19 protein-coding genes are annotated in these 22,410 nt (G+C 58.2%); 15 read left to right on the top strand and 4 right to left on the bottom strand.

The features are described 5' to 3' along the window. Nucleotides 1–2 precede the first annotated feature (2 nt). The 10 genes from SMD27_RS20445 (at nt 3) to SMD27_RS20400 (ending at nt 8,807) form a co-directional block, all read left to right on the top strand. Nucleotides 3–410: an acyl-CoA thioesterase gene (locus SMD27_RS20445; RefSeq protein ID WP_320510297.1), complete on the top strand. Its 408-nt coding sequence runs from the start codon at nt 3–5 to the stop codon at nt 408–410. Beyond that, complete coding sequence (locus SMD27_RS20440; RefSeq protein WP_320510296.1) at nt 407–1,066, top strand: LolA family protein; 660 nt, start codon at nt 407–409, stop codon at nt 1,064–1,066. The genes SMD27_RS20445 and SMD27_RS20440 overlap by 4 nt, the downstream gene beginning before the upstream one ends. After that, nucleotides 1,063–3,558 (top strand): MMPL family transporter, encoded by a 2,496-nt coding sequence (locus SMD27_RS20435; RefSeq protein WP_320510295.1) that lies wholly within the window; start codon nt 1,063–1,065, stop codon nt 3,556–3,558. The genes SMD27_RS20440 and SMD27_RS20435 overlap by 4 nt, the downstream gene beginning before the upstream one ends. 6 nt (nt 3,559–3,564) lie before the next feature. Next, nucleotides 3,565–4,146 (top strand): DUF3261 domain-containing protein, encoded by a 582-nt coding sequence (locus tag SMD27_RS20430; protein ID WP_320510294.1) that lies wholly within the window; start codon nt 3,565–3,567, stop codon nt 4,144–4,146. Next, complete coding sequence (locus tag SMD27_RS20425) at nt 4,143–5,333, top strand: beta-ketoacyl-[acyl-carrier-protein] synthase family protein (protein ID WP_320510293.1); 1,191 nt, start codon at nt 4,143–4,145, stop codon at nt 5,331–5,333. Before SMD27_RS20430 ends, SMD27_RS20425 begins: the two co-directional genes overlap by 4 nt. 5 nt (nt 5,334–5,338) lie before the next feature. After that, the gene (locus tag SMD27_RS20420; RefSeq protein WP_320510292.1) at nt 5,339–5,809 is read left to right on the top strand and encodes an ApeP family dehydratase; all 471 of its coding nucleotides are present in this window, start codon (nt 5,339–5,341) and stop codon (nt 5,807–5,809) included. Then, nucleotides 5,799–6,527 carry a 3-ketoacyl-ACP reductase FabG2 gene (locus tag SMD27_RS20415; RefSeq protein ID WP_320510291.1) on the top strand — a complete coding sequence of 243 codons (729 nt, stop codon included), beginning with the start codon at nt 5,799–5,801 and terminating at the stop codon, nt 6,525–6,527. Before SMD27_RS20420 ends, SMD27_RS20415 begins: the two co-directional genes overlap by 11 nt. Then, nucleotides 6,527–7,750, top strand: a complete 1,224-nt coding sequence (locus SMD27_RS20410) for a beta-ketoacyl-ACP synthase (protein ID WP_320510290.1) — start codon at nt 6,527–6,529, stop codon at nt 7,748–7,750. The genes SMD27_RS20415 and SMD27_RS20410 overlap by 1 nt, the downstream gene beginning before the upstream one ends. A 46-nt stretch (nt 7,751–7,796) precedes the next feature. Continuing rightward, nucleotides 7,797–8,267 carry a cupredoxin domain-containing protein gene (locus SMD27_RS20405; RefSeq protein WP_320510289.1) on the top strand — a complete coding sequence of 157 codons (471 nt, stop codon included), beginning with the start codon at nt 7,797–7,799 and terminating at the stop codon, nt 8,265–8,267. 66 nt (nt 8,268–8,333) lie between these two features. After that, on the top strand, nt 8,334–8,807 hold the full coding sequence (locus tag SMD27_RS20400; RefSeq protein WP_320510288.1) for a hypothetical protein: 474 nt from the start codon (nt 8,334–8,336) through the stop codon (nt 8,805–8,807). A 42-nt stretch (nt 8,808–8,849) separates the two neighbouring features. On the opposite strand, the gene SMD27_RS20395 is transcribed toward SMD27_RS20400, so the two are convergent. Next, nucleotides 8,850–9,506, bottom strand: coding sequence for a hypothetical protein (locus SMD27_RS20395; RefSeq protein WP_320510287.1), 657 nt, complete (start codon nt 9,504–9,506; stop codon nt 8,850–8,852). A gap of 38 nt (nt 9,507–9,544) precedes the next feature. On the opposite strand from SMD27_RS20395, the gene SMD27_RS20390 reads away from it, so the two are divergent. Then, nucleotides 9,545–10,921, top strand: a complete 1,377-nt coding sequence (locus SMD27_RS20390) for a D-amino acid dehydrogenase (protein WP_407651943.1) — start codon at nt 9,545–9,547, stop codon at nt 10,919–10,921. Between the two features lie 329 nt (nt 10,922–11,250). Then, nucleotides 11,251–11,598 carry an HU family DNA-binding protein gene (locus SMD27_RS20385; RefSeq protein ID WP_320510285.1) on the top strand — a complete coding sequence of 116 codons (348 nt, stop codon included), beginning with the start codon at nt 11,251–11,253 and terminating at the stop codon, nt 11,596–11,598. A gap of 100 nt (nt 11,599–11,698) precedes the next feature. Here the strand turns inward: SMD27_RS20385 and SMD27_RS20380 are convergent, their stop codons facing one another. Genes SMD27_RS20380 through SMD27_RS20370 form a run of 3 tightly spaced genes read right to left on the bottom strand, consistent with a single transcriptional unit; the run spans nt 11,699 to nt 16,304 of the window. Continuing rightward, nucleotides 11,699–12,634 (bottom strand): dimethyl sulfoxide reductase anchor subunit family protein, encoded by a 936-nt coding sequence (locus SMD27_RS20380; protein ID WP_320510284.1) that lies wholly within the window; start codon nt 12,632–12,634, stop codon nt 11,699–11,701. 11 nt (nt 12,635–12,645) lie between these two features. Continuing rightward, nucleotides 12,646–13,425 carry a 4Fe-4S dicluster domain-containing protein gene (locus SMD27_RS20375; protein ID WP_320510283.1) on the bottom strand — a complete coding sequence of 260 codons (780 nt, stop codon included), beginning with the start codon at nt 13,423–13,425 and terminating at the stop codon, nt 12,646–12,648. Beyond that, a complete protein-coding gene (locus SMD27_RS20370; RefSeq protein ID WP_320510282.1) occupies nt 13,422–16,304 on the bottom strand; it encodes a molybdopterin oxidoreductase family protein in 2,883 nt (960 codons plus the stop codon). The genes SMD27_RS20375 and SMD27_RS20370 overlap by 4 nt, the downstream gene beginning before the upstream one ends. Nucleotides 16,305–17,040: 736 nt before the next feature. On the opposite strand from SMD27_RS20370, the gene SMD27_RS20365 reads away from it, so the two are divergent. From SMD27_RS20365 to SMD27_RS20355, 3 genes are all read left to right on the top strand, one after another. Beyond that, nucleotides 17,041–18,462, top strand: a complete 1,422-nt coding sequence (locus tag SMD27_RS20365) for an OmpA family protein (protein ID WP_320510281.1) — start codon at nt 17,041–17,043, stop codon at nt 18,460–18,462. 593 nt (nt 18,463–19,055) lie between these two features. Beyond that, a complete protein-coding gene (locus SMD27_RS20360) occupies nt 19,056–20,807 on the top strand; it encodes an SIR2 family protein (RefSeq protein ID WP_320510280.1) in 1,752 nt (583 codons plus the stop codon). Continuing rightward, complete coding sequence (locus SMD27_RS20355; RefSeq protein ID WP_320510279.1) at nt 20,804–22,228, top strand: argonaute/piwi family protein; 1,425 nt, start codon at nt 20,804–20,806, stop codon at nt 22,226–22,228. Before SMD27_RS20360 ends, SMD27_RS20355 begins: the two co-directional genes overlap by 4 nt. Nucleotides 22,229–22,410: the final 182 nt, after the last annotated feature.

Here is a 22,410-nt window from a genome sequence, read left to right as displayed (position 1 = left end):
AAATGATCTCGGCCGAAGTGGAAATCGTGGCGCAGTTCTATGAGCTCGACCCCATGCAGGTCGTGTGGCATGGCAATTACGCCAAATTTCTGGAACGGGCTCGCTGCGCCCTGCTGGACAAAATCGGCTATAACTATCCCGAGATGAATCAATCCGGCTTCCTCTGGCCGATCGTCGATATGCAGATCAAATATGTTCGGCCAATTCGCTACGCCCAAGCCATTCTCGTTCTCGCGACATTGGTCGAATATGAAAACCGACTGAAAATCAGCTATCGCTGCCATGACAAAATCACGGGCGAAGTGCTCACTAAGGCCCATACCACGCAGGTTGCGGTCGATGCCGCTACCGGGGAGTTATGCCTCGAATCGCCCGCCTTCCTGATCGACAAGATTCGGAGCTTCCTGTGAGGAAAATCGCCGTCCGGAAAATCCTTGTCCTCATCGCCGCGATGCTGCTCTCCTGCCTGACGATTGCTGTCCTTTCCAATTCGACCGCGCAGGCGGCCGACCCACAGATCGGCGAGCCGCTGAAGCAGGGTGAGATTTTGCGCGGGCGCTTCACACAGGAACGCTCCCTGCAAGGCTTCCAGGCGCCGTTAAAAAGCGAAGGAAGCTTCGTCGTCGCGCAAGGCAAGGGACTCATCTGGACGGTCGAGAAACCCTATCCAACAACGACTGTCATCACGCCGAATGGTTTGGTTCAGGAAGCGCGCGGCAACGAAACCCTGCGCCTGCCAGCCTCGCGCGTGCCTTTTCTGACGCGGCTCTACGACATGCTGAGCGGTACCATGACGGGCGACTGGAACGCCATGAAGTCGCAGTTCTCGATCGAAACCGCAGGGACGGCGGAAAATTGGACATTGCAGCTGCGGCCGAAATCCGCCGGCGGGGCTAGCATGCCGATTTCCGAGATGCGCATTCAAGGCGGCCGCTATGTCAATGATGTGGACATGCACCGGCCAAGCGGCGATCGTGACCGTTTGCAGTTCCATGATCAAACCGTCGGCAGCGGTCCTCTTTCCGAGGCGGAGACGAAACTGTTCGAGGGCGCCTTAAAAAAATGAGGCGCTTGCTTGCGCTGATCTGGTTGGTCGTGCTCCTTGCACTCACCGGCCATCTCGCCTGGAAGTACCATGCGGGCTTGCAGTTCAGCACCGATATCCTAGCTTTGCTGCCCCGTGAGGCAGAAACGCCACTCCTGGAAAAAGCCAATCAGGCCGTCACCGATGCAGTTTCCCGCCGCGTCGTCTTGCTGATCGGCGATCCAGATCGCGCCACGGCCCGCGATGTCGCTGCGAAACTCGGCCAGACCCTGGCGACAACCGGCTTGGTCAGGCTTGAAGCCGATTCCTTGTCCGGCGACCGGCTGAAAAAATTAGGGGCTCTCTATTTTCCCTTTCGTCACAATTTGCTGTCGCCACGCGACCGATCCCTTCTATTGGCTGGTGATGGCGAGGAAGTAGCGACCAATGCTCTGTCGCAAATCTATGGCTTTGTCGGTCTGACGGATGCCCGCCTGATCGCACATGATCCCTTCCTGTTGCTGCAATCGTTCCTGACCCAGTTGCCGGTCCCGATGTCGCGCCTGTCGCTGGACGACGGCATGCTGACGACCAGCGAAAAGGGCATTACCTGGATTCTCGTGACCGGCACTTTGATGGCTGAACCTTTCGCCCTCGATGTGCAACAGCAATTGATCGGTCCGCTGGATAAAAAGATTGCGCTACTGCGGCAGCAGCATGCCGAACTGCAAGTCAAGCGGTTGGGTGCGGTTTTCTTCGCCGCTGCCGGGTCGCAGGTGGCAATGAAGGAGACCTCGACCCTCGGTCTTGTGTCCACGATCGGTTCGGTCCTGCTGCTGCTCCTGACCTTTCGCCGGATCGCACCGCTGTGGCAGAACCTGCTGGTGGTCGGCATCGGCGCCGGGGCGGCCTTGTCGGTCAGCCTTTTTCTATTCGATCATCTGCATGTGGCGGTGCTGCTGTTTGGCGTCAGCCTGATCGGCATCGCTGTCGACTATGGCATGTATTATTACAGCAGTCTCTTCGATCCGGATTGCCGCACGCCGGAGCAGCGGCTGCGCAGCGTTCTTCCTGGCATCACCCTCGGCTATGTCACCACATTATTGGGCTATGCCATCCTCATCCTGGCGCCGTTTCCAGGCTTGCGGCAGATCGCCATTTTCTCCGTGATCGGTCTGTCAGCTTCCTTCGTCACAGTCCTCTTGTGGTTTCCTCTCATCGATCGCCTGTCGCCGGCGCGCCACGGTGCCGGCATGCTCCACGCCGCCGGCATGCTTTGGCGGTTCTGGGAGCAGCCTGACCATCGCGTTGTACGAAGGATCCTGGGCGCTATTCTATGCGTGGCTGCCGTCATTGGCTTACTTCGGCTTCATGCCGATGACGATGTCCGCAAGCTACAATCGCTGTCGCCCGATCTCTTGGCGCAACAGACGGAAATCCAGCGGCTGATCGGGAGCACGACCTCGACCCAATTCCTGTTGGTGCATGCAGCAGATGATGAAACGGCCTTGCAGCGGGAAGAGCAGCTCGCTCCCCTCCTCGACGAGTTACGGAGTAAAGGCGTTCTCCATGGCTACCAATCGCCCGCCGCTTTCATTCCATCCGCCGCCCGGCAGCGCGAAAACCGGCGGCTGATCGACGCCAAGCTGAACCAGCCCTATCTTACGCAACAGGTTCAGCAGCTCGGCCTACCGATGCCGAAGCGCAGCGACGATAACGGCGCGGTACTCACGCTCGATAGAGCCAGCGCGGAGGATTCCGTCCCCTTTCTCGGGAGCTTGGTGCTGCAACCCGGCATCCACGTCGTCATGCTGGACGGGTTGCGCGATACGGGAGCTCTGCGCACCGCGATCCAAGAAGTGGATGGCGTCCGTGTGATCGATCCAACCGGCGATTACACGATCTTACTGAGCAAGTATCGCTACCGCGCGGTATGGCTGATCGTTGTTGGCGTGTTGCTGATGATGCCGGTCTTGATCTGGCGTTACGGCTGGCTGGGTGCCATCCTGGTCAAGGCGCCGTCGGTCACTGCAATTACTTTAGCAGCAGCGGCGATCGGCTTGGCCGGGGAAGGCTTTACCTTCTTCCACGCCATGGCCCTCATCCTCGTCCAATCCATCGGTGTCGATTTTGCCGTCTTTTGTGCCGAAAGCGGCCGAAACCGGCAGTCGGTCACAATGTTGGGAGTTTGGCTGGCAACCTTGACAACTTTGCTGTCATTCGGCGTTTTGGCTTTCAGCCGGGTGGCCGCCGTTCATGCCTTTGGCCTGACGATGCTGGTCGGCCTGATCTTCGCTTTCCTGCTGGCCCCGGTGGCGGGAAGCGCCAAGCCCCGCCGGGACTGGCAGAATAAATGGTCGCAATCCGGCGTAAGAAAACGCGAGACGAAACCCCTGTATTCTGCCATTCATGACGCGGGGCAGGTTCCGAGCCCAGGGGCGGGTCCCGAGCCCAGGGCGGGGTCCGGAGGCTGGGCGGGTCCCGAGGCCAGGGCAGGTCATGACGCCGGGCCGGCGATCGGGTGGAAAGACTGAAGGAAGATGAGGTTACAAAAAATTTGGCTGGCTCTGGCCGTTATCCTGGGCGGGTGCAGCGCGACCGCGTCCCGGGACGATACCTCGGCCTTCCTGGCACCTCACTTACGGTTGGATCTTCCGCGTCCCATGGAGATGGGGCGAAGCGTCGAAGCGGTTCAGATGCTGACGGCTCATCACCAGGGTAAAACCTATGTCTTTGAAGCTCATCTCAGCATCACGCCGGACCGGGTTTTATTGGTCGGTATCGATGGCATGGGCCAGCGCATTATGACCGTAACTTGGCGCGATAACTCCGTCACGATGGAATCCTCACCGCAATTGCCAAAAGAATTCCAGCCGGGCGCCATGCTGGCAGATATCGCCGTGCTCTATTGGCCCGAATCCGTCATGCGCAAGACCCTGGCCGCCGCCGGCGCCGATCTCGTTGTCGATGACAAGAGCCGGTCGGTCTCCGCAAATGGTAAAGAAGTTCTCCATGCCGAGTACCAGTCAGGTAGCAGTCAGCCTTGGTCCGGTGGCTTGCATTATAGCAACCTCGCCTGGGGCTATGACATCGATGTCGTGACTGTCCAGGTGCAGCAATGACGATGGCTTTCGGCATCTCTGCCATGGGCATCGTCTGTCCGATCGGTTCGGACAAGGCAAGGGTCGCACATGGTCTGGCAAGCGGTAGCCGCGCGGGACTGGTGGCGCGCTCTGATATCGCCATCGATAAAACCGTCTATGTCGGTGCCGTCAATGAAAAGCTGCCCGATTTGCCGGAGAGCCTGCTGCCTTATGATTGCCGTAATAACCGGATGATGCTGGCGGCGCTAAATCAAATCCGCGCCGAGGTCGATGCGATGGCCCAACGCTTCGGGCGGGACCGCATTGCCGTTGTTCTCGGAACCAGCACCGGCGGCATAGCGGAGGCTGAAACAGCTTATGCAACCGTTTGGCAAACGCATCGCTGGCCGAATGACTTCACCTATAGCCGGCAGGAACTTGGCACACTCGCCGAATTCTCTGCCCGTGCGCTTGGTCTGACCGGTCCCGCCTATGTCATCGCCACGGCCTGTTCTTCCAGCGGTAAGGCTTTCGCCTCAGCCCGTCGTCTGATCCAGGCCGGCCTCTGCGATGCCGCGGTGGTCGGTGGTGCCGATACCTTGTGCCGGATGACGGTGACCGGCTTCGGATCGCTCGAGGCTGTTTCCAGCAGCTTGTGCAATCCCTTCAGCCGAAATCGCGACGGCATCAATATCGGAGAAGCGGCCGCTGCTTTCCTGCTTACCAAGGACCCGGCGCCGGTAATGCTGCTCGGAATCGGTGAGAGCTCGGACGCACATCATGTCAGCGCACCCGATCCTGAAGGTCGCGGCGCCTATGAAGCCATGCGGCTTGCCATGGTGGATGCCGGGCTCTCGCCGGCCGATATCGCCTATGTCAATTTGCACGGAACTGCGACGCCCTTGAATGACGCCATGGAGAGCAGAGCCGTACATGCGCTTCTAGGATCGTCCGTGCCTTGCAGTTCGACGAAATCAATGACCGGCCATACGTTGGGTGCGGCGAGTGCCTGCGAAGCAGCTTTTCTCTGGCTGACCTTGCATCCAGCTTACAATGACGGTTTGCTGCCACCCCACCTTTGGGATGGTATCGCCGATCCGGCTCTGCCGACACTGACCTTAGCCTCAACCGGCATGCGGGCCATCGGTACCGACAGGATGGCCATGCTCAGCAATTCGTTTGCCTTCGGCGGCAGTAATGTCACCCTGGCATTCGGCAGGAACTGAATGTCATGGCGCCGAAAGACTACCCAATCGAATCGCTGTTGCCCCATGCCCGACCAATGATCTTGCTTGACCGGGTGATAGAGCGGGATAGCAATCAACTCATCGCAGAGGTCATGGTCCGTCCGGGCATCCCTTTCTTCCGGCCGGATAAAGGCATTGCCGCGCATGTGGCCGTGGAATGGATGGCGCAGGCTTGTGGTGCCTATGTAGGCGCCCGAACGCTCGATGCCGGAATGCCGGTCCGCGTCGGCTTCCTGCTTGGGACCCGGGATTTCAATTGCCGTATCGCCTGGTTCGAAAGCGGGAATATTTTGACCGTCAGCACCGTCTTGACCTATCGGCAGGAAGACGTTGCCGTATTCGATTGTAAGGTCAGCCGACAGGATCAAGTTGTGGCCGCAGCGCAATTGACCGTATTTCAACCGGCAGACATGGCTGCCTTGCTGGCCAGCCAGGGAATTGCACATGAAAAATAGGACCGTCCTCGTCACCGGGGCCAGCAAGGGAATCGGCAGTGCCATCGCACAACGTCTGGCGCATGACGGCTTCGCCATCGCGCTGCATTACGGGCGGGACCGGGACGGCGCCGAAGCCATTGCCGATGCGATCCGAGGAGCGGGCGGAACCGCGCGGCTAATTTCATTCGACATCGCCGACCGTGCGGCCTGCCGGAATATTCTGGAAGCGGATATAGCGGAGCATGGGGCCTATTGGGGCACTGTTCTAAATGCCGGAATAGCCCGTGACGGCGCATTTCCCGCCCTCGAAGACGATGATTGGGACAGCGTGCTCACAACCAATCTCGATGGCTTCTACAATGTCTTGAAACCGATCGTCATGCCGATGGTCTCGGCACGTAAGGGCGGGCGGATTGTTACATTGTCCTCCATCGCTGGCCTTGCTGGCAATCGGGGCCAGGTCAATTACAGCGCCGCGAAGGCCGGCATCATCGGCGCGACCAAGGCGCTGGCGATTGAGTTGGCCAAGCGGAACATCACGGTGAATTGTGTCGCTCCCGGCGTCATCGAAACCCAGATGACGGCGGAATTACCTGCCGAGGAAGTGATGAAGTTGATTCCCATCCGCCGTTTCGGCCGACCGGAAGATGTCGCGGCCGCCGTTTCGTTCCTCTGCTCCGATGAGGCAGGCTATGTCACACGGCAAGTCCTGTCGGTTAATGGCGGGATGTTCTGATGCGTCGCGTTGTCGTGACCGGCATCGGCGGTATCACCGCCCTCGGCGAAACCTGGCGCGCCATCCGAGAACGGATGGCGCGGGGCGAAACGGCCATCCGTTACATGACCGAATGGGACCGCTTCGATGGGATCAACACCCGGCTTGCAGCGCCCATCGCCGGGTTCTCGGTCGACGAGCGGTATCCGCGAAAGAAAACCCGAACCATGGGCATGGTGGCGAAAATGGCGGTTTACGCGACAGAACGCGCCATCGAGGATGCGGGTCTGAGTGACGCCGCGGTCATTCGGAACGGCCGGACCGGTGTCGCCTATGGATCCTCCTTCGGCAGCATCCAACCTGTTATTAGCTTTGCCGAATTGATCACGAGCGGGCGTTCGAAGACATTGAATGCCACCAGCTATCTTCAGATGATGGGACATACTGCTGCGGTTAATATCGGCATGTTCTTCGGCATCACGGGCCGTGTCATTCCGACCTCGAGCGCCTGTACCTCCGGCAGCCATGCAATCGGCTATGCCACTGAGGCGATCCGCTGGGGTAAGGCCGATGTGATGGTCGCGGGCGGTGCAGAAGAACTCGATGTAACTCAGTCGGCGGTCTTCGATACACTCTTTGCTACCAGCACCCGCAATGAGAAACCGGCATCTTCGCCGCGTCCTTATGATCGGGACCGCGATGGGCTCGTGATCGGTGAAGGCGCCGTGACCTTCGTTCTAGAAGAACGTGAGAGGGCCCTTGCCCGGGGTGCTCGCATCCACGCCGAAATCGTCGGCTTCGGCAGCAATTCCGACGGCAATCATGCGACACAGCCGAAAGCGGAAACCATGGCTCTCGCCTTGCAAGAGGCGCTACAGGATGCGGCCCTTCCGCCAAGCGCCATCGGTTACGTTAATGGCCATGGCACCGCGACGGAATGGGGAGATATTGCAGAAACCCAGGCCACCCATAGCGTCTTTGGCGCGAGGATGCCGATCCATTCGCTGAAATCCTATTTCGGTCATTCCCTCGGGGCCTGCGGCTCGCTGGAAGCCTGGCTCGGCATCGAGATGATGCGCGACAACTGCTTTTATCCAACCGCCAATTTGCAGAATGTCGATCCGCGCTGTGCCGAGCTTGACTATCTGATGGGTCCCCCCCGGCATCTCGATATCGAATATTTCATGTCGAACAATTTCGCCTTCGGTGGCCTCAATACCTCGCTGATCTTCAAACGGCCCTGATTCCTCACCGCACCGTAAATCACTTCATAGGAAGGAGAAGACGATCATGACTCACAAACTGAAACTCTCTGCCTTGCTGGCATTGGCGCTGCTTGTTACCGCCTGTGCTTCCGACAAGCCGGCGACCCAGAGCGCCAGCGTTGATAAGGCTGCGATTGTCAGCTCGACGGATTGGTCGGCCAGCCACACTGTCGAAGTCGATCTTGCCGATTTCAGCTTCAGCCCCGGAACGTTGAATTTCAAACATAACACGCCCTATCGCCTGCATCTGGTGAACACATCGGGCCATGCGCATACTTTCAGCTCGAAGACTTTCTTCAAGGCGATCGCGATCGACAAAATGCAGAAGAATGGCACGGATGTCAGCACGGCCAGCCTCAACCAGGATATCGAATTGAAGGGCGGAGAGCAGGCCGATTTGTATTTCGTCGCCCCGACACCGGGCAATTATGATCTCTATTGCGACGAATTCCTGCACGAGGCCATGGGCATGTCCGGCAAAATCGCTGTTCTGTGATGCCCATCGCAGTATATATCGGATGATCCAGGCGCAACGCCAAAACAACCAAAAGGAATGGTGATCATGCGGAAATCCGGTTTCAAAAGCCCCGTTTTCAAATTGATGGCGGTCGCTGCCACAACCGCAGTCTGCGCGGTAGCTGCCATGCCGGCAGAGGCGCGCGACACGCCCTATCATTTGAAAATCGAGGATGTGAAAAAGGACCCGCGCTATGCCGAGAATGTGCCTGGCAACATCACCTTTTATTTTGCCGGTCAGCAAGCACCAGGTTCCGGCAAGGATCTCGGCGAATACGTCACCAACAAGAAGAGCAATTCCTTCGGCCGGCCCGATGAGGAAGCCTGTCGCTGGGCGATGATTTCTGCGATGAAGGAATTGGGCGAACGGGCTGTCGCGGAAGGTGGCGATACCGTCATCAACATCATCAGCTACTATAAGAAAAACCCCTTCAGCAGCGATAGCGAATATGAATGCCATGCCGGCGGCTTCGTTGCCGGTGTGGCGCTGAAAGGTACCGTCGTAAAACTGAACAAGTGATACGGTTTTACCAAGGGCCATCGCGATAAAGAAACAGCGGCATCATCTGATGCCGCTGTTCATTTTCAAGGCGTTGACTGATTTAACTACCGGATTCTTCGAGACCAGTTGGTCCACCAACGGCATTGTTGTAGTTTCTCGCAAGATACTCGGCGCATACCGTAGTGATACGCCGTAGCATGCCGTTATCGGACCGCCCATCGCCGCGGCACGTTGGTAAAATTCAGGCTCAGCAACAACCGCCCCAGTTTCCGCGTCGATCAGCTTAACCTTCATCACTACCGCAGAGCTACCCGCGAGCGCGCCGGCGAAGAAACGCGTGCCGCCATCGACGAATTTCAGATCCTGCACATAAGGCTGGATTTTGAGCGTGCGGCCGCCAGTTTCCTGTTTTTCCCAACCTACAAGCTGCGGTTTGACCGTCTGCTGCATGTTTTCGCTGATTCTGGCCAGTGCCCGGTCCTCTTTTTTCGCTTCCGTTGACGCTTCTACGGGGAGAAGTTCGAAATGCGAGAAGGACGACAGTTTTTCGGTGGGTGGCGGGTTATTTTGCACCGAGGGCGCGATATGTGTTGTGCAGCCGGTTGCGATCATGGCCATGAGCACCGGCAAAAACCTTATGCCTTGGAACGCGCACAAAACGTTCCGCAGTCGATGTGATGACATTTTCATCTGATCCCCCAATTGTACCAGTTCCAAAAGCTACATCCAGCCTGGGGGATAAGGCAATGTAGCCAATACGGAATTGTGCGCCATGTCACGGTAGCGCAGGCGGGGATGCTCTGGACGGGGGTTACGCTTCGCTATATAGGCAAACGGCCAGAAAGCGGCGAAACGAGACGGATGTGGTTGCCATGAGAGTACTGGTGCTCGGCGGTGGGGTGATCGGAACCTCCAGCGCCTATTATCTGGCCCGGGCTGGGCATGAGGTGACGGTGATCGACCGGCAACCTGGCCCCGGGCTTGAAACCAGTTTCGCCAATGCCGGTCAGGTATCCCCGGGTTATTCCGCGCCCTGGGCCGGCCCTGGCCTGCCGCTGAAGGCGATCAAATGGCTGTTCATGCGCCATCGTCCGCTGGTGATCTGGCCGCAGATGAACCCTGCCTTCTGGCGCTGGGGACTGGCCATGCTGCGCAATTGCACCGCCGCGCGATACGAACGCAACAAAAGCCATATGGTCGGCATTGCCGAATATAGCCGCGACTGTTTGCGTAACCTGCGCCGCGATGCCGGCATCACCTATGACGATCGCGCCCTCGGCACTTTGCAGGTGTTCCGCACCCAGGCACAATTGGACGACATTGCGTCGGATATCGCAATCCTGCAGCGTTACCAGGTGCCCTATGAAGTCCTCGACCGGGCCGGCTGCATCGCCCGCGAGCCCGGCCTCGCCCAGGTTGCCAACAAGATCGTCGGCGGGTTGCGCCTGCCTGGCGATGAGACCGGCGATTGCTTCAAGTTCACTCAAGCGATTGCTGCGCTTGCCACACAGGCCGGCGTGCAGTTCCGTTACGGAATATCGATTCAGGCTTTGCTGCGGGATGGCAGCAAAATCGCCGGGATTCAAACCTCTTCCGGTGTCTTGACGGCCGATGCCTATGTGCTGGCCTTAGGCAGTTATTCGCCCTTGCTGTTGCGCCCCATTGGCATCCGTCTGCCGGTCTATCCAGTGAAAGGCTATTCACTCACCGCCTCGATACTGGATGCAGATAAAGCGCCTGTTTCGACGATCATGGATGAAACCTATAAGGTCGCCCTGACGCGGCTGGGCGATCGCATCCGTGTCGGCGGGACGGCGGAATTGGCCGGCTATAACCTCAAGCTGCGGGTGCCGCGGCGGCAGACGTTAGAACATGTGGTGACGGATCTGTTCCCTGGCGGCGGCGATGTGGCCGGGGCAAGCTTCTGGTGCGGCTTGCGGCCGATGACGCCGCATGGCGCACCGATTATCGGCCGGACCGGTTATGCCAATCTGCTTTTGAACACCGGGCATGGGACTTTGGGATGGACCATGGCGGCCGGTTCGGGCCGAGTCCTGGCTGACCTCGTATCCGGTCGCAAAGCGGAAATCCCGCTGACCGGACTGACCTTGCCGGGTCTGGAAGCTGCTTGACAGTAAATTACCTGGGGAAAACTGGGCCGACTCGGCGAAAAAGGCGATGAAATAAGCATTTTCGCGATTGCCCACCCTTGGAAGCACGCGAAAGTTACGAGATACTATGCAGGTAATCAGCGAGTCGCCGAACACCCGGATGGGCGGCGCTGGCGGGAGAGCGCTGACAGGGGGAATGTTTCGCCCGATCGGATGATCGGATTGCCCGGATCGAAATTGGCGGGTCATAGGCCAATGGCTGAAACCGGCCAGAGCGATATCCTGACCGTGCACCACCATCGAAGCGCATTCCTGGTTAAGAGATCTTATAAAAGAGGAGACATGAGTACATGGCACTGAAAGCATCGAGCAAGTCTGCTCCGAAGGCCGCTGCGAAGGGCGAAAAGAAAGCCGCGCCGGCTGCTACCATCACCCTCAAGCAATTGGCGGCGGAACTCGCAGCCTCCCATGAGATTCCGAAGAAGCAGGCGGATGCCATCCTTTCGGACATGGTCGGCCTGGTGGTGAAGAACCTGAAGAAGGGCACCCGTATCCGTATCGCCGGCCTCGGCATCCTGCAGGTCCGCAAGCGCGCTGCCCGCATGGGCCGCAACCCGGCCACCGGCGAGCAGATCAAGATCAAGGCGAGCAAGAAGATCGCCTTCCGCGCCGCCAAGGAACTGAAGGAAGCGATCTAAATCGCTTTCTCCGGCAGTGGCCTCGTGCCACGAGTGGTTTAGCGCCACGCGGACAAGACAAAGCAGCGCCTCCGGGCGCTGCTTTTTTTGCACGCTTCGATCAGGCGGCGTCGGCGCCGTAATAGAGCGTGACGGTGTGACGGGCTTCGGCGAAGAATAGCCAGCGTTCGACCAGCACGCCGATCCCATTGCTTATGACGGCGAGAAGAAGCACCAGCATCGCCGGCCCCGTTGGCAAAAAACGCGATAGCAAGGCCAGCAATGCTGGGACGAGAAATCCCGCGACCAGCGACCAGCGGCGCAATTTGCCGGCATGTTTGCGGCCGATCTGGAACGCCATTTCCCGCTGCAGATAGTTTTCCGATGTATGCGGCGCCGCGAAGAGCCGTACCTTACCGGGATCGCCGAGACCGGTCGCGGTTGCCGCTGTCGAGACCGGCCTTTCGTGGTCGATATCCTGCCAATACAGCAGCTTGACGGCCGCGCCGACCAGCAGCATGCCGAAGGCGATCCAGGCGCAGGGCAGGCCGCCATCGAACAGCCGGGTGAAGCAGCTGAGCCACAGCGCACCGCTACCGAGGCCGATCATCAGGTAACCGACCGGCGTCAGCGGGTGACGCCAGCGCCGGATCGGCTTCAGCGACGCATAGATCATGGCGGTGCAAAGAATGGTCAGCAGCGTGCAGAGGCACAGCAGCAGCCCGACCCAGGACAGGATGCGTTCGTAGAGTATCCAGACGATGGCCATGAGGCCGGCCGGCATGTAGGTGACAAGCGACATCACGCCTTCGCGGGAGAGCCAGGATGACCGCCACTGCGAGAAGGCGCGCCAGGCACGCTCGGGACGCCCGAGATGAAAGGTCGATGCCACCAACCCGGCTGATACCATGAGGAGAGCGAAGGTGAAGGCAAAGACGGCGAACCAGCGGTTGGTCGGCAGGTAGCTGCCGGCGCCGAGAAGGCCGAGCCAGAAGAGCAGGCCGTAGCCGCCGCCGGAGGCAGAGGTGAAGAAGATGACGGAATAGGCGGGATGCATGAACGACGGGCCTAGCGGGAGAGGAGGTTGTCGACCCAGCGCAGGAAGGGATGGATCTTCGCGGGCTGGGATGATGTTGGCTGCATGGGCAGAGCGGGCATGGCGGCGTCGCCCTGGCGGGGCCGTGGCGGTAGGTATTTGTTGGTCGGGCGGTAGCCGAGTTCGGGCATCAGGTCATAGCCGCCCCGTTCGGCGACCAGGATGGATACATCGGACTGGGGATCGGCGAGGTCGCCGAAATGCCTTGCATGGGTCGGACAGGTGGCGACGCAGGCCGGAACGCGATCGGCTTCGGGCAGGTTTTCGTTATAGATCTTGTCGATACAGAGGGTGCATTTCTTCATCACCCCGACATCCTCATCGAATTCCCGGGCGCCATAGGGACAGGCCCAGGAACAGAGCTTGCAACCGATGCAGAGCGCCTCATTGACCAGGACGATTCCATCCTCCGCGCGCTTATAGGAAGCGCCGGTGGGGCAGACGGTGACGCAATCGGGCGTCTCGCAATGGAGGCAGGATTTCGGGAAATGCACGGTGCGTCCGCAACTCCCCCCGACGCCCTCTTCCGCCTCGACCGAGCCATCCGCCTCAACCTCAAAGGTGTGGATGCGGTTGAACCAGACGCCGCGCGGGGCATCGCCATAGGCGTTGAGATCAGTCAGCGGCGCCATATGGCCACCGCTATTCCATTCCTTGCAATTGACGGCACAGGCATGACAGCCGACGCAGATATCGAGATCAATGACGAGGCCGAGACGGCGCGGTGCGGGATTTTCCGGCAGCGAGGTCATTGCGCGCCCTCCCCGGCTTTTTCCCGTTTGCGCCGAAAGAAGCGGCCATAGCGTGAGGTCTCGGCCGGCGCCGGCAAAGGCGGCTGCAGGGGCGAGAAGCGAGGTTCGGTCAGCCGCTCCTCACCCGGCTCGCATTTGCGCAGGCGGACCTTGAGATCGTACCAGGCGGCCTGGCCGGTGACGGGATCGGCATTGGCATAGCGATAGCCGTCGGGCCGCGGCGGCAGAAGCTCGGAGATGACATGGTTCAGCAGGAAGCCGCGCTGCGCCTCCCCCGCTTCGGGCTTGAGATTCCAGGCCCCGGCCCGTTTGCCGATGGCGTTCCAGGTCCAGACCGTATCCGGATTGACGCCGTCCATCAATTGCAGCGGCGCCTTGATGCCGCCATGCTCGCTCTCGACCCAGACCCAATCGCCGTCCTTGAGGCCGAGCCGCGCCGCCGTGGCGTGATGGATATAGAGCTTGTTCTCGCTTTGGATCTGCCGCAGCCAGGCATTCTGCGAACCCCAGGAGTGATACATGTGCATTGGCCGCTGGGTGATGGCATGGAGCGGAAACTCGATCTCGGATTCATTCTGGCCGAAAGGCGCGTACCAGATCGGCAGCGGATCGAAATAGCTGAGTAGCCGCTCGCGCTCACTCTCCGGCGGCTGGCCCTCGCCATGGCCCTCGGCGGCGAGGCGGAAGCGCTGCAAGGGTTCGCTATAGAGCTGCAGCACGATCTGCTCGGGCCGGTCCATCAGGCCCATGGAGATCGCCCAGTCGAAATAATCGTGATTGGCATGGCGCAGATAGCGGGCGCTTTCCGGAATCTCGGCGCGCCAGAAACAGCCATTCTCGATATAACGCTGCAGCTGATCGGGATTGGGTTCGCCCTTGCCATGCTGGCTGCCATCGGCGCCGCGCCAGCCGGCCAGCATGCCGATGCCGGGCTTGCGCTGATGATGCACCATGTAATCCTTGAGCCCGCCGGGATAAAGCGGCGTGCCGTCCTGCTTGACCATGCCGGGCAGCTTTAGCCGCGCGCCGAGATCGAGCAGCACATCCTGGAATGGCCGCACGTCGCGATCCAATTCGATCACCGGCTGGCGGATGGAATCGGCCATGCCCTCGGCATCGCAGATCGGCCGGTCGAGCAGCGAGATGCAATCATGCCGCTCGAGATAGGTGGTGTCGGGCAGGACGAGATCGGCATAGGCCACGGTCTCGGAATAATAGGCATCGGCATAGATGATATGGGGGATGCGATAGGCGCCGGTTTCCGGGTCCTTGTCGGTCAGCATCCGCATGGTGCCGGTGGTGTTCATGGCAGAGTTCCAGGCCATGTTCGCCATATAGAGGAACAGCGTGTCGATCGGATAGGGATCGCCCGCCCAGGCATTGTGGATGACCATATGCATGAGGCCATGGGCGGCGAGCGGCGCCTCCCAGGAATAGGCCTTGTCGATGCGCAGCGCCTTCCCGGCATCATCCACCAGAAGGTCTTCTGGACCCTCGGGGAAACCGAGCGGCGGGCCGGGCAAAGGCTGGTCGGGGGCGGAGCGCCAAGCCGGCTTGACCGGCGGCGGCACGGGCCGGGGGAAAGGCGGCTTGTAGCGGAAGCCGCCGGGGCAATCGATGGAGCCCAGCAGCATCTGCAGGAGATGAATGGCGCGGCAGGTCTGGAAGCCGTTGCTATGGGCGGAGATGCCGCGCATGGCATGCATGGAAACCGGGCGGCCGATCACTTTGTCATGGCGGCGGCCGGCCCAGTCGGTCCATTCGATGGGGAGTTCGATCTGCTGCTCGAAGGCGGCCTCGGCCAGTTCGGCGGCAATGCGGCGGATGGTCTCCGCCGATATGCCGATGCGCAGTGCCACATTCTCCGGCGCATAGGCCGGGTCGAGATAGGTCTCGGCGAGCAGGTCGAAGACCGGCCGCGCCTGCCTGCCGGCGCCGAACACCTCTTCCGGCAATGTCACCCTGCCGATCAGGCGCGGCTGCACGCCGGGCAGCAGGGCATTGACGGCATGGCCGACGAGATGGTCGCAGCAAAGTGGCGCGCCTTCCGCATCGCGCGCGAAGAGGCCGTGTTCGGCACTGCCCGGCGCATCGATGATGAGCCAGGCCGCGTTGGTATAGCGCACCAGGAAATCGAGATCGATCTTGTCGTTGCGCAGCAGCTCATGCACCAGCGCGAGGACGAAAAGACCGTCAGTGCCGGGGGCGAGGCCGATCCATTCATCGGCGATGGCAGAATAGCCGGTGCGCACCGGATTGACGGAGACGAACTTTGCTTGGTCGTCCCCCGTGCGGCCCTTCAAATGGCCGAGGCCGAGCTTGATCGGGTTGCTGTCGTGATCCTCGGCGACGCCGAAGAGCATGAAATAGCGGGTGCGGTGCCAGTCGGGCTCACCGAATTCCCAGAAGGAGCCGCCGATGGAATAGAGCCCGCCAGCCGCCATATTGACCGAGCAGAAACCGCCGTGGGCGGCGTAATTGGGGGTGCCGAATTGCGTTGCCCACCAGCCGGTCAAGGCCTGGCTCTGGTCGCGGCCGGTGAAGAAAGCAAGACGCTTGGGATCGGTCGCGCGGATCTGGCCGAGCCAGTCACTCGCCAGAGCCAGCGCCTCCTCCCACTCGATCTCCTTGAACTCCCCCTGCCCCCGTTCGCCGACGCGCAGCAAGGGCTTCTTCAATTTGGCCGGCGAGTTCTGCGTCATGATGCCGGCGGAACCCTTGGCGCAGAGCACGCCCTTATTCACCGGATGATCGCGATTGCCCTCGATATAGCGGATCTGCCCATCCTGCAGATGCACTTTGATGCCGCAACGGCAGGCGCACATGTAGCAGGTGGTGTAGGCGACCCGGTCATGAACCACGGGCGCGGTATCGATCACCTCTTCCCCCGGCCGCAGCGGCGGCGCGGCGTAGCGGTTCCTGGACTCGCTCAGCTTACTCTCCTTTATGCAGTGCTACCGGTCGCGGCCAACTGGTGTCGGCTCGCCGGCGGATGCTCTCCCCGTTATACAATATTACAGCGATTTCTGTGTGAAATAATTTAGGCTCACCGTCGAAAGAAGATAGAGCCAACCGGCGGGTTCGGTTGGGCCGCTCTTCGCCGGGAGCTTGGCTCCCGAATGGGGAAAACACCAATCGAACCTTTTTATGAAAATCAGAAGCCCTTTCTATCGCAGGGCCTCTGGCCACCTGAAGCCGGCAAGTCCGGGATGGAGACAGAAGAGAGAGCCACGGGAAAGGGCCATCGGGCCAAGCAGACCGGTTTCGAAGTTTGTTATATCAAGATCCATTGGCGCATGGGTCGGAGGACTAACCACCTGGGGACAGGTGGGCGGCATTCACCTAAAATATCGCTGTTGGTCCCTGAGCCAGATCACTTTTGACGTGATCACGACGCACTGCTTCCACCGGCATTATCACGATCATCCAGTTGCGAGTGCAAGATGGCGGAACGATTGGCGACGCATTGCCGATCCGGCGATAGCCGGCCTCTTCGTCCCGCCGCGCAGGAGGCGCTGGACATGGGAAACTGGATAACAGCCGGTCTTGTCATTGCCTTTGTTACGATCGTCATCTTGGCCCTGCTTTTAAGTGTTCGGCGTTGAGGAGGTCGTAATGACCTATCGATATACTGTTGCCGGCATCGCGCTTTATCTTGCTAGCAGTGTTTTACCGGATGCTGTCTTCGCGCAAAGCCCTGAAGATTTTCAACAGAAGCTTTCCCAAGTCGAGAACGATCAGCAGCGCCAGAGCCTCTGCGAAACGGCTTACGATATGTATTTCGCGCCGTCCTTCGGCAAGCCGACAGAGCCGCCGATCCCGGAAAAGCTCTTGCCCGAAAACCTGATGCCGCTCTGGAAGGCCTGCGATGGCTTTTTGCTGCCCAGCAATGCCGCCATGGCCATGACCCGCATGGCGCGGCGCAATTTCAACGCTGCCTTCAGTGACACCGCGCAATGGACAGTATCCCGGTACTTGGGAATGGTCAGCAATACCGAGGAAGCCGCCGGCAGAATGTTCGATTCAGCGATATCGGTTAACTCTGAGATAAGTGAAGGCCAACCCAACGCGCTGCTGACACCGAAAGATGCGTCAGAGATTCGCCAATCCGCCATGGCGACCCAGACGATATCCACGCAAATAAAGCCGGGCGATCTGCTCATTGAAGCCGACCTTCAGGATCGCCGGTCCAACCAGACATACAAGTCAATAAACTCCATCAGTCCGGATGGCGGGCGGTTCTCCGGATATTTCTTTTTAGCGACCAGGCTGGAGGGGCCGGCCAGTAAGCCTGCACCGGAATTCAATACATCCTGTATCGAGGAGGTGAACTATTACGTTTTCGGAATAGAGGCCGACCGGTTCAAAGGATGCGTCAGGACGCAGTGTATCGCGGCGGAAGCGAGCGATTGCATCGTCAGCACAACTGATTGCACCGGTGGATTTATGGGAGAGTGCAAGATGCTGCCAGAGGCGGTCACAGCCGGACAGATTGTCCAGCCATCTTGCCGAAGCGGCATCAAGTATATGTGGGTTACCGGCTTAAAATCGATCTCGGTTCAAGTCGACAACGTGACCCTCAATGTTAAGGGAACATTCGGCCAATCGGGCAAAGGCAGCATGCTTGCCGAAGTTAGCTGTCCAGTTCCATCTGCCCTTCCCAAGATGGAGACCATACGCCTGGATGCGGATGTTCTCTTCGATCACGATTCCTTCGTTCTCAAAAACGATGCAAAGCAGGAAATCGACCGCAACCTGGAAAGCCATCGATGGGTGCCGCAGGACATTGGCTATGTCGATGTCAACGGGCATACGGATGATAGGGGAGAAGCCCTATATAACGAGTTCCTCTCCGTGCACCGGGCGGAGGCCGTCAGGAGCTACCTCATCGATAAAGGAATCGCCCCGGACATCATCCGCGCGCAAGGCTTCGGCGAAACCAGCCCGGTCGCCTCCAATTCATCCGATAGCGGCCGCGCGCAAAACCGCCGCGTGGAAATCGTGATGTATCATAAAGCATCAGAGGAGGCGCCGTGATGCTCGCGATGCAGGCGGGAGCTTCTTACGGCTGAAGTCCGCAGCGGCAGGCGTGCGTGTAACAGGTGGTGCAGGCGACCCGGTCGTGCAAAACGGGCGCAGTATCGATCACCTCTTCTCCCGCCCGCAGCGGCGGCGCGGCGTAGCGGGTTCCCTGGACTCGCTCAGCTCACTCTCCCTTACGCAGTGCTACCGGAGGCGACCAACTGGCATCGGTTCCTGCCGGCGAGGTGCTTCCCCGTATATACAATATTACAGCGATTTCTGTGTGAAATAATTTAGGCTCACCGTCGAAAGAAGATAGAGCCATGCCGGCGGAATCGGTTGGGCCACTCTCTCGCCGGGAGCTTGGAATCCCGAGTGGGGAAAACACCAATCGAACCTTTTTATGAAATCAGAAGTCCTTTCTATCGCGCGCCCACTGCCCCCCTTTGAGGCGGCAACTCCAAGATCGGGACAGAGGATAAAGCTACGCGGGAGGATTCCATTGGGCCCACTCTCTCACGTTATTTTCCCATTGGGCCGCAATTCCTGCTTTGTTACGAAACGAATCAGCTGTAGTTTCCAGATATTACAACTTTTGCAGGTAGTCTATGATTGCCTCGGAACATGAAACTGAGATGCCCGAGCTAGGCATCGACGACTTCACTCGTCGCTTTTCTTTACGGGCCGGAAACTTAATGTGGCTCTTAGGCGCAGGTGCTTCCGCTTCTGCAGGGATTCCAACCGCCTGGGACATGATATGGGAGTTCAAGCAGCTGCTATTCATTAGTCAGCGTCGTATCTCCCCAAAAATGGTAGCCGACCTTACAAATGCAGCAGTCCGAGAGCAATTGCAGGCTCATATTGACTCATCAGGATCGTTCCCTGCGCCCGATTCAGCAGATGAGTATGCCTTGCTTTTCGAGGCCGTGTTCCCCTCCGAAGCAGACCGACGTACCTACTTAGACACAAAGTTGTCTGGAGCAAAGCCCTCATACGGTCATTTGGTCTTAGCGACATTGATGAAAGCTCAGCTTTCACGCTTAGTTTGGACAACAAACTTTGATCCACTCATTGCGGACGCCTGCGCCAAAGTTTACGGCACCACCGGATCTCTGACCGCTGTGAATCTTGATGCTCCAGATTTGGCAGCGCAAGCTATCAACGAATCGCGTTGGCCAATAGAAGTAAAATTGCACGGTGACTTCCGATCTCGACGTCTAAAAAATACAGGCGACGAGCTACGGCAACAAGATGCGCGGTTAAGACAAGTACTGATCGATTGTTGCCGACGCTTCGGACTAGTAGTGGCAGGATATAGTGGACGCGACAACTCGATCATGGATGCACTTGAGGAGGCGCTTGAACAATCAAACCCCTTTCCAAACGGCCTATTCTGGCTGCATCGTGGTAAATACGCCCCTTTGCCTCGCGTCAAAAAACTTTTGAAACGGGCAAATGAAGCCGGCGTGGATGCTGGCTTAGTTAGAATTGAAAATTTCGATGAGGCGCTACGCGATCTAACCCGCCTAATCGAAGTTATCGATACGAAAGCGCTTGACGTTTTTACAAGTGAGCGCCGCCGGTGGAGTCCTGCACCGCGTGCTGTCGGTGGAAGCGGATGGCCTGTGGTACGGCTAAATGCTCTTCCTGTAAAATTATTACCCACTATGTGTCGCCGTATCGTTTGCCAGATTGGTGGTATCAGCGAAGTACGAGCAGCGGCAAAGCATGCTGATGCAAATGTATTAGTAACGCGCACCAAAGCTGGTGTTCTTGCCTACGGATCGGATTCCGCGTTGCGTGCTGCTTTCGAGCCGTTCGGTATCAAAGACTTTTCATTACATACCATTGAGGACGAACGGCTTCGATATGATTCTGGAGAGCGAGGACTACTGCGGGATTCGCTAACGACAGCACTGGCGCGTCACCATAAGCTAGACGTAATTCGCCGCAGGAGCACTGACCTACTAGCCCCCGTGAACCCATTGGAAGAAAAATGGAGAGACCTACAGAAACTTGTCGGTCCCCTTACCGGCGTGGTGAAACACAATCCTGAGCTCCATTGGCGCGAAGGCATTGGAGTTCGCCTGGATTGGGCCGACGATCGTTTATGGCTGTTGGTTGAAGCTAGAACTGTATTTGACGGAGTTACCGATGCAAACAGAACTGCTGCTACAGATTTTGCCCGCGAGCGTACAGTGAGACGGTACAACCAAGTACTCAATGACTTGGTATCTTTTTGGGCAATCACCCTTGCGGATGACGGCAATGATCTGCCTGCCTTGGGCGTGGGAGATGGTGTGGATGCAGTTTTTCGTCTGTCTTCAGATACTGCATTCTCACGAAGGATACACGCATGAGCAGCGAAATCGCGCCACACATTTGGCTACCGGAACCCAAGCTAGCCTTTCATCCAGATCGAGTTTCGGATCGTCATGTTCACCCTCTTCGTGGGTTGCTGAACTTTGGTCCGCATTCGGCAGGTTTAGTACCTACACCTATTCGAGTCGCTACCCTTGCTCCGGCCACCGAGGGAAATCGACTCTATGAGTTCATGCGTGAACTAAACGCTGCGTTCAAACCGAGTGAACGCAGAGATTACCTCCCGGAGTGGCCAGGGTTTCAGAGAGTATTCGGGTTACACATGCGGGGCGCTGGGACCGGGTGCCATATAGAGCTCGAACCGCAATTCGAGAGTGAATTTCTAGAGTCCGAAAAACCACATATTACTCTTGCAGACCGCCTGCTGCGGGCAATCCAGAGTCTCGAAGGGCGACGCAACGAGTTCGACGTTCTATTCATCTATCTTCCTCAGCGTTGGGCAAAAGGCTTTAATAGTTTCAATGATGAAGATTTCGATTTGCACGATCACCTAAAGGCAGCTACCGCCGCCCGGCGGCTTCCCATTCAGGTCGTACGAGAGGACAGAGCTCTTTCTTATCCGTGCCGAGCGAGCGTTATGTGGCGTATAGGGCTTGCGCTTTATGTTAAAGCTGGCGGAGTTCCATGGAAACTAGCCGACGTAGATTCAGATACCGCATATATAGGCATTTCCTACGCTGTACGCCCGCCAGCTTCTGACTTACCACGGTTTGTGACTTGCTGCAGCCAAGTCTTTGATGCTGATGGTTCCGGCCTGGAATTTGTTGCCTATGACGCTCATGAAGTAGACATTCAGCGTGAGAATCCCTTTCTATCACGCGCCGAGATGTTTCGCGTAATGACGCGTTCTTTAGACCTTTATCGGCGACGCCATGCTGGCAAATCGCCCCGCCGAGTGATGGTGCACAAAACAACGGAGTTTAAGGAAGATGAGATTGATGGAGCAATGGAGGCTCTCCATCTTTGCGAAGCAGTTGATCTTGTTCAAGTGATAGAAGATACGAACTGGCGTGGCATAAGAATTGAAAGCGGCGGCCAGGGAAAAAAGAAAGGTATGCCAGCAGCCTTCCCAGTATCACGCGGCACGCTCATCGGTCTTAGCGGTCGTGAGGCGCTTCTTTGGACGCACGGCAATGTGCAAGGCATTAAAGAGAACGGTTCATATTTCCAAGGGTCACGCAGCACGCCTCGTCCTATACGCCTAGTGCGCCATGCAGGGCACGGCCCCTGGGATGGCACAGCCAACGCCGTACTAGCTCTCTCCAAGATGAACTGGAACAACGATGGTCTCTATGACCCACTCCCAGTAACCTTGGGTTATGCAAAAGTCCTAGCCCGTGTCGTTAAGCGAATGCCAGGTCTTGGTAGCGCGCCCTACCAATTTCGATTTTTTATGTAAGCAGCTCTTGGAACAAGAGATTTCATTTACCTAAATTCAGTTTTCGGGGACATCTAACATGCCTTCTGCGCTTCAAATTACAAAGGCTTTGATAGCAGATGGCTATTTTCCAAAAGAACTTCCACCGCCGTTTCAGACAAAGACATTAGCAATTAGCAAGCCGTGTAAGTCGGATTTCAAAA

Source organism: Dongia soli (genome assembly GCF_034044715.1).
GTDB lineage: Bacteria > Pseudomonadota > Alphaproteobacteria > Dongiales > Dongiaceae > Dongia_B > Dongia_B soli.
This window is presented reverse-complemented; position numbering and strand designations above follow the sequence as displayed.

Coding starts and splice junctions, on each gene's coding strand:
- SMD27_RS20445 (WP_320510297.1), top strand. CDS start 3: ATGATCTCGGCCGAAGTGGAAATCGTGGCGCAGTTCTATGAGCTCGAC.
- SMD27_RS20435 (WP_320510295.1), top strand. CDS start 1,063: ATGAGGCGCTTGCTTGCGCTGATCTGGTTGGTCGTGCTCCTTGCACTC.
- SMD27_RS20430 (WP_320510294.1), top strand. CDS start 3,565: ATGAGGTTACAAAAAATTTGGCTGGCTCTGGCCGTTATCCTGGGCGGG.
- SMD27_RS20425 (WP_320510293.1), top strand. CDS start 4,143: ATGACGATGGCTTTCGGCATCTCTGCCATGGGCATCGTCTGTCCGATC.
- SMD27_RS20420 (WP_320510292.1), top strand. CDS start 5,339: ATGGCGCCGAAAGACTACCCAATCGAATCGCTGTTGCCCCATGCCCGA.
- SMD27_RS20415 (WP_320510291.1), top strand. CDS start 5,799: ATGAAAAATAGGACCGTCCTCGTCACCGGGGCCAGCAAGGGAATCGGC.
- SMD27_RS20410 (WP_320510290.1), top strand. CDS start 6,527: ATGCGTCGCGTTGTCGTGACCGGCATCGGCGGTATCACCGCCCTCGGC.
- SMD27_RS20405 (WP_320510289.1), top strand. CDS start 7,797: ATGACTCACAAACTGAAACTCTCTGCCTTGCTGGCATTGGCGCTGCTT.
- SMD27_RS20400 (WP_320510288.1), top strand. CDS start 8,334: ATGCGGAAATCCGGTTTCAAAAGCCCCGTTTTCAAATTGATGGCGGTC.
- SMD27_RS20385 (WP_320510285.1), top strand. CDS start 11,251: ATGGCACTGAAAGCATCGAGCAAGTCTGCTCCGAAGGCCGCTGCGAAG.
- SMD27_RS20380 (WP_320510284.1), bottom strand. CDS start 12,634: ATGCATCCCGCCTATTCCGTCATCTTCTTCACCTCTGCCTCCGGCGGC.
- SMD27_RS20375 (WP_320510283.1), bottom strand. CDS start 13,425: ATGACCTCGCTGCCGGAAAATCCCGCACCGCGCCGTCTCGGCCTCGTC.
- SMD27_RS20365 (WP_320510281.1), top strand. CDS start 17,041: ATGACCTATCGATATACTGTTGCCGGCATCGCGCTTTATCTTGCTAGC.
- SMD27_RS20360 (WP_320510280.1), top strand. CDS start 19,056: ATGATTGCCTCGGAACATGAAACTGAGATGCCCGAGCTAGGCATCGAC.
- SMD27_RS20355 (WP_320510279.1), top strand. CDS start 20,804: ATGAGCAGCGAAATCGCGCCACACATTTGGCTACCGGAACCCAAGCTA.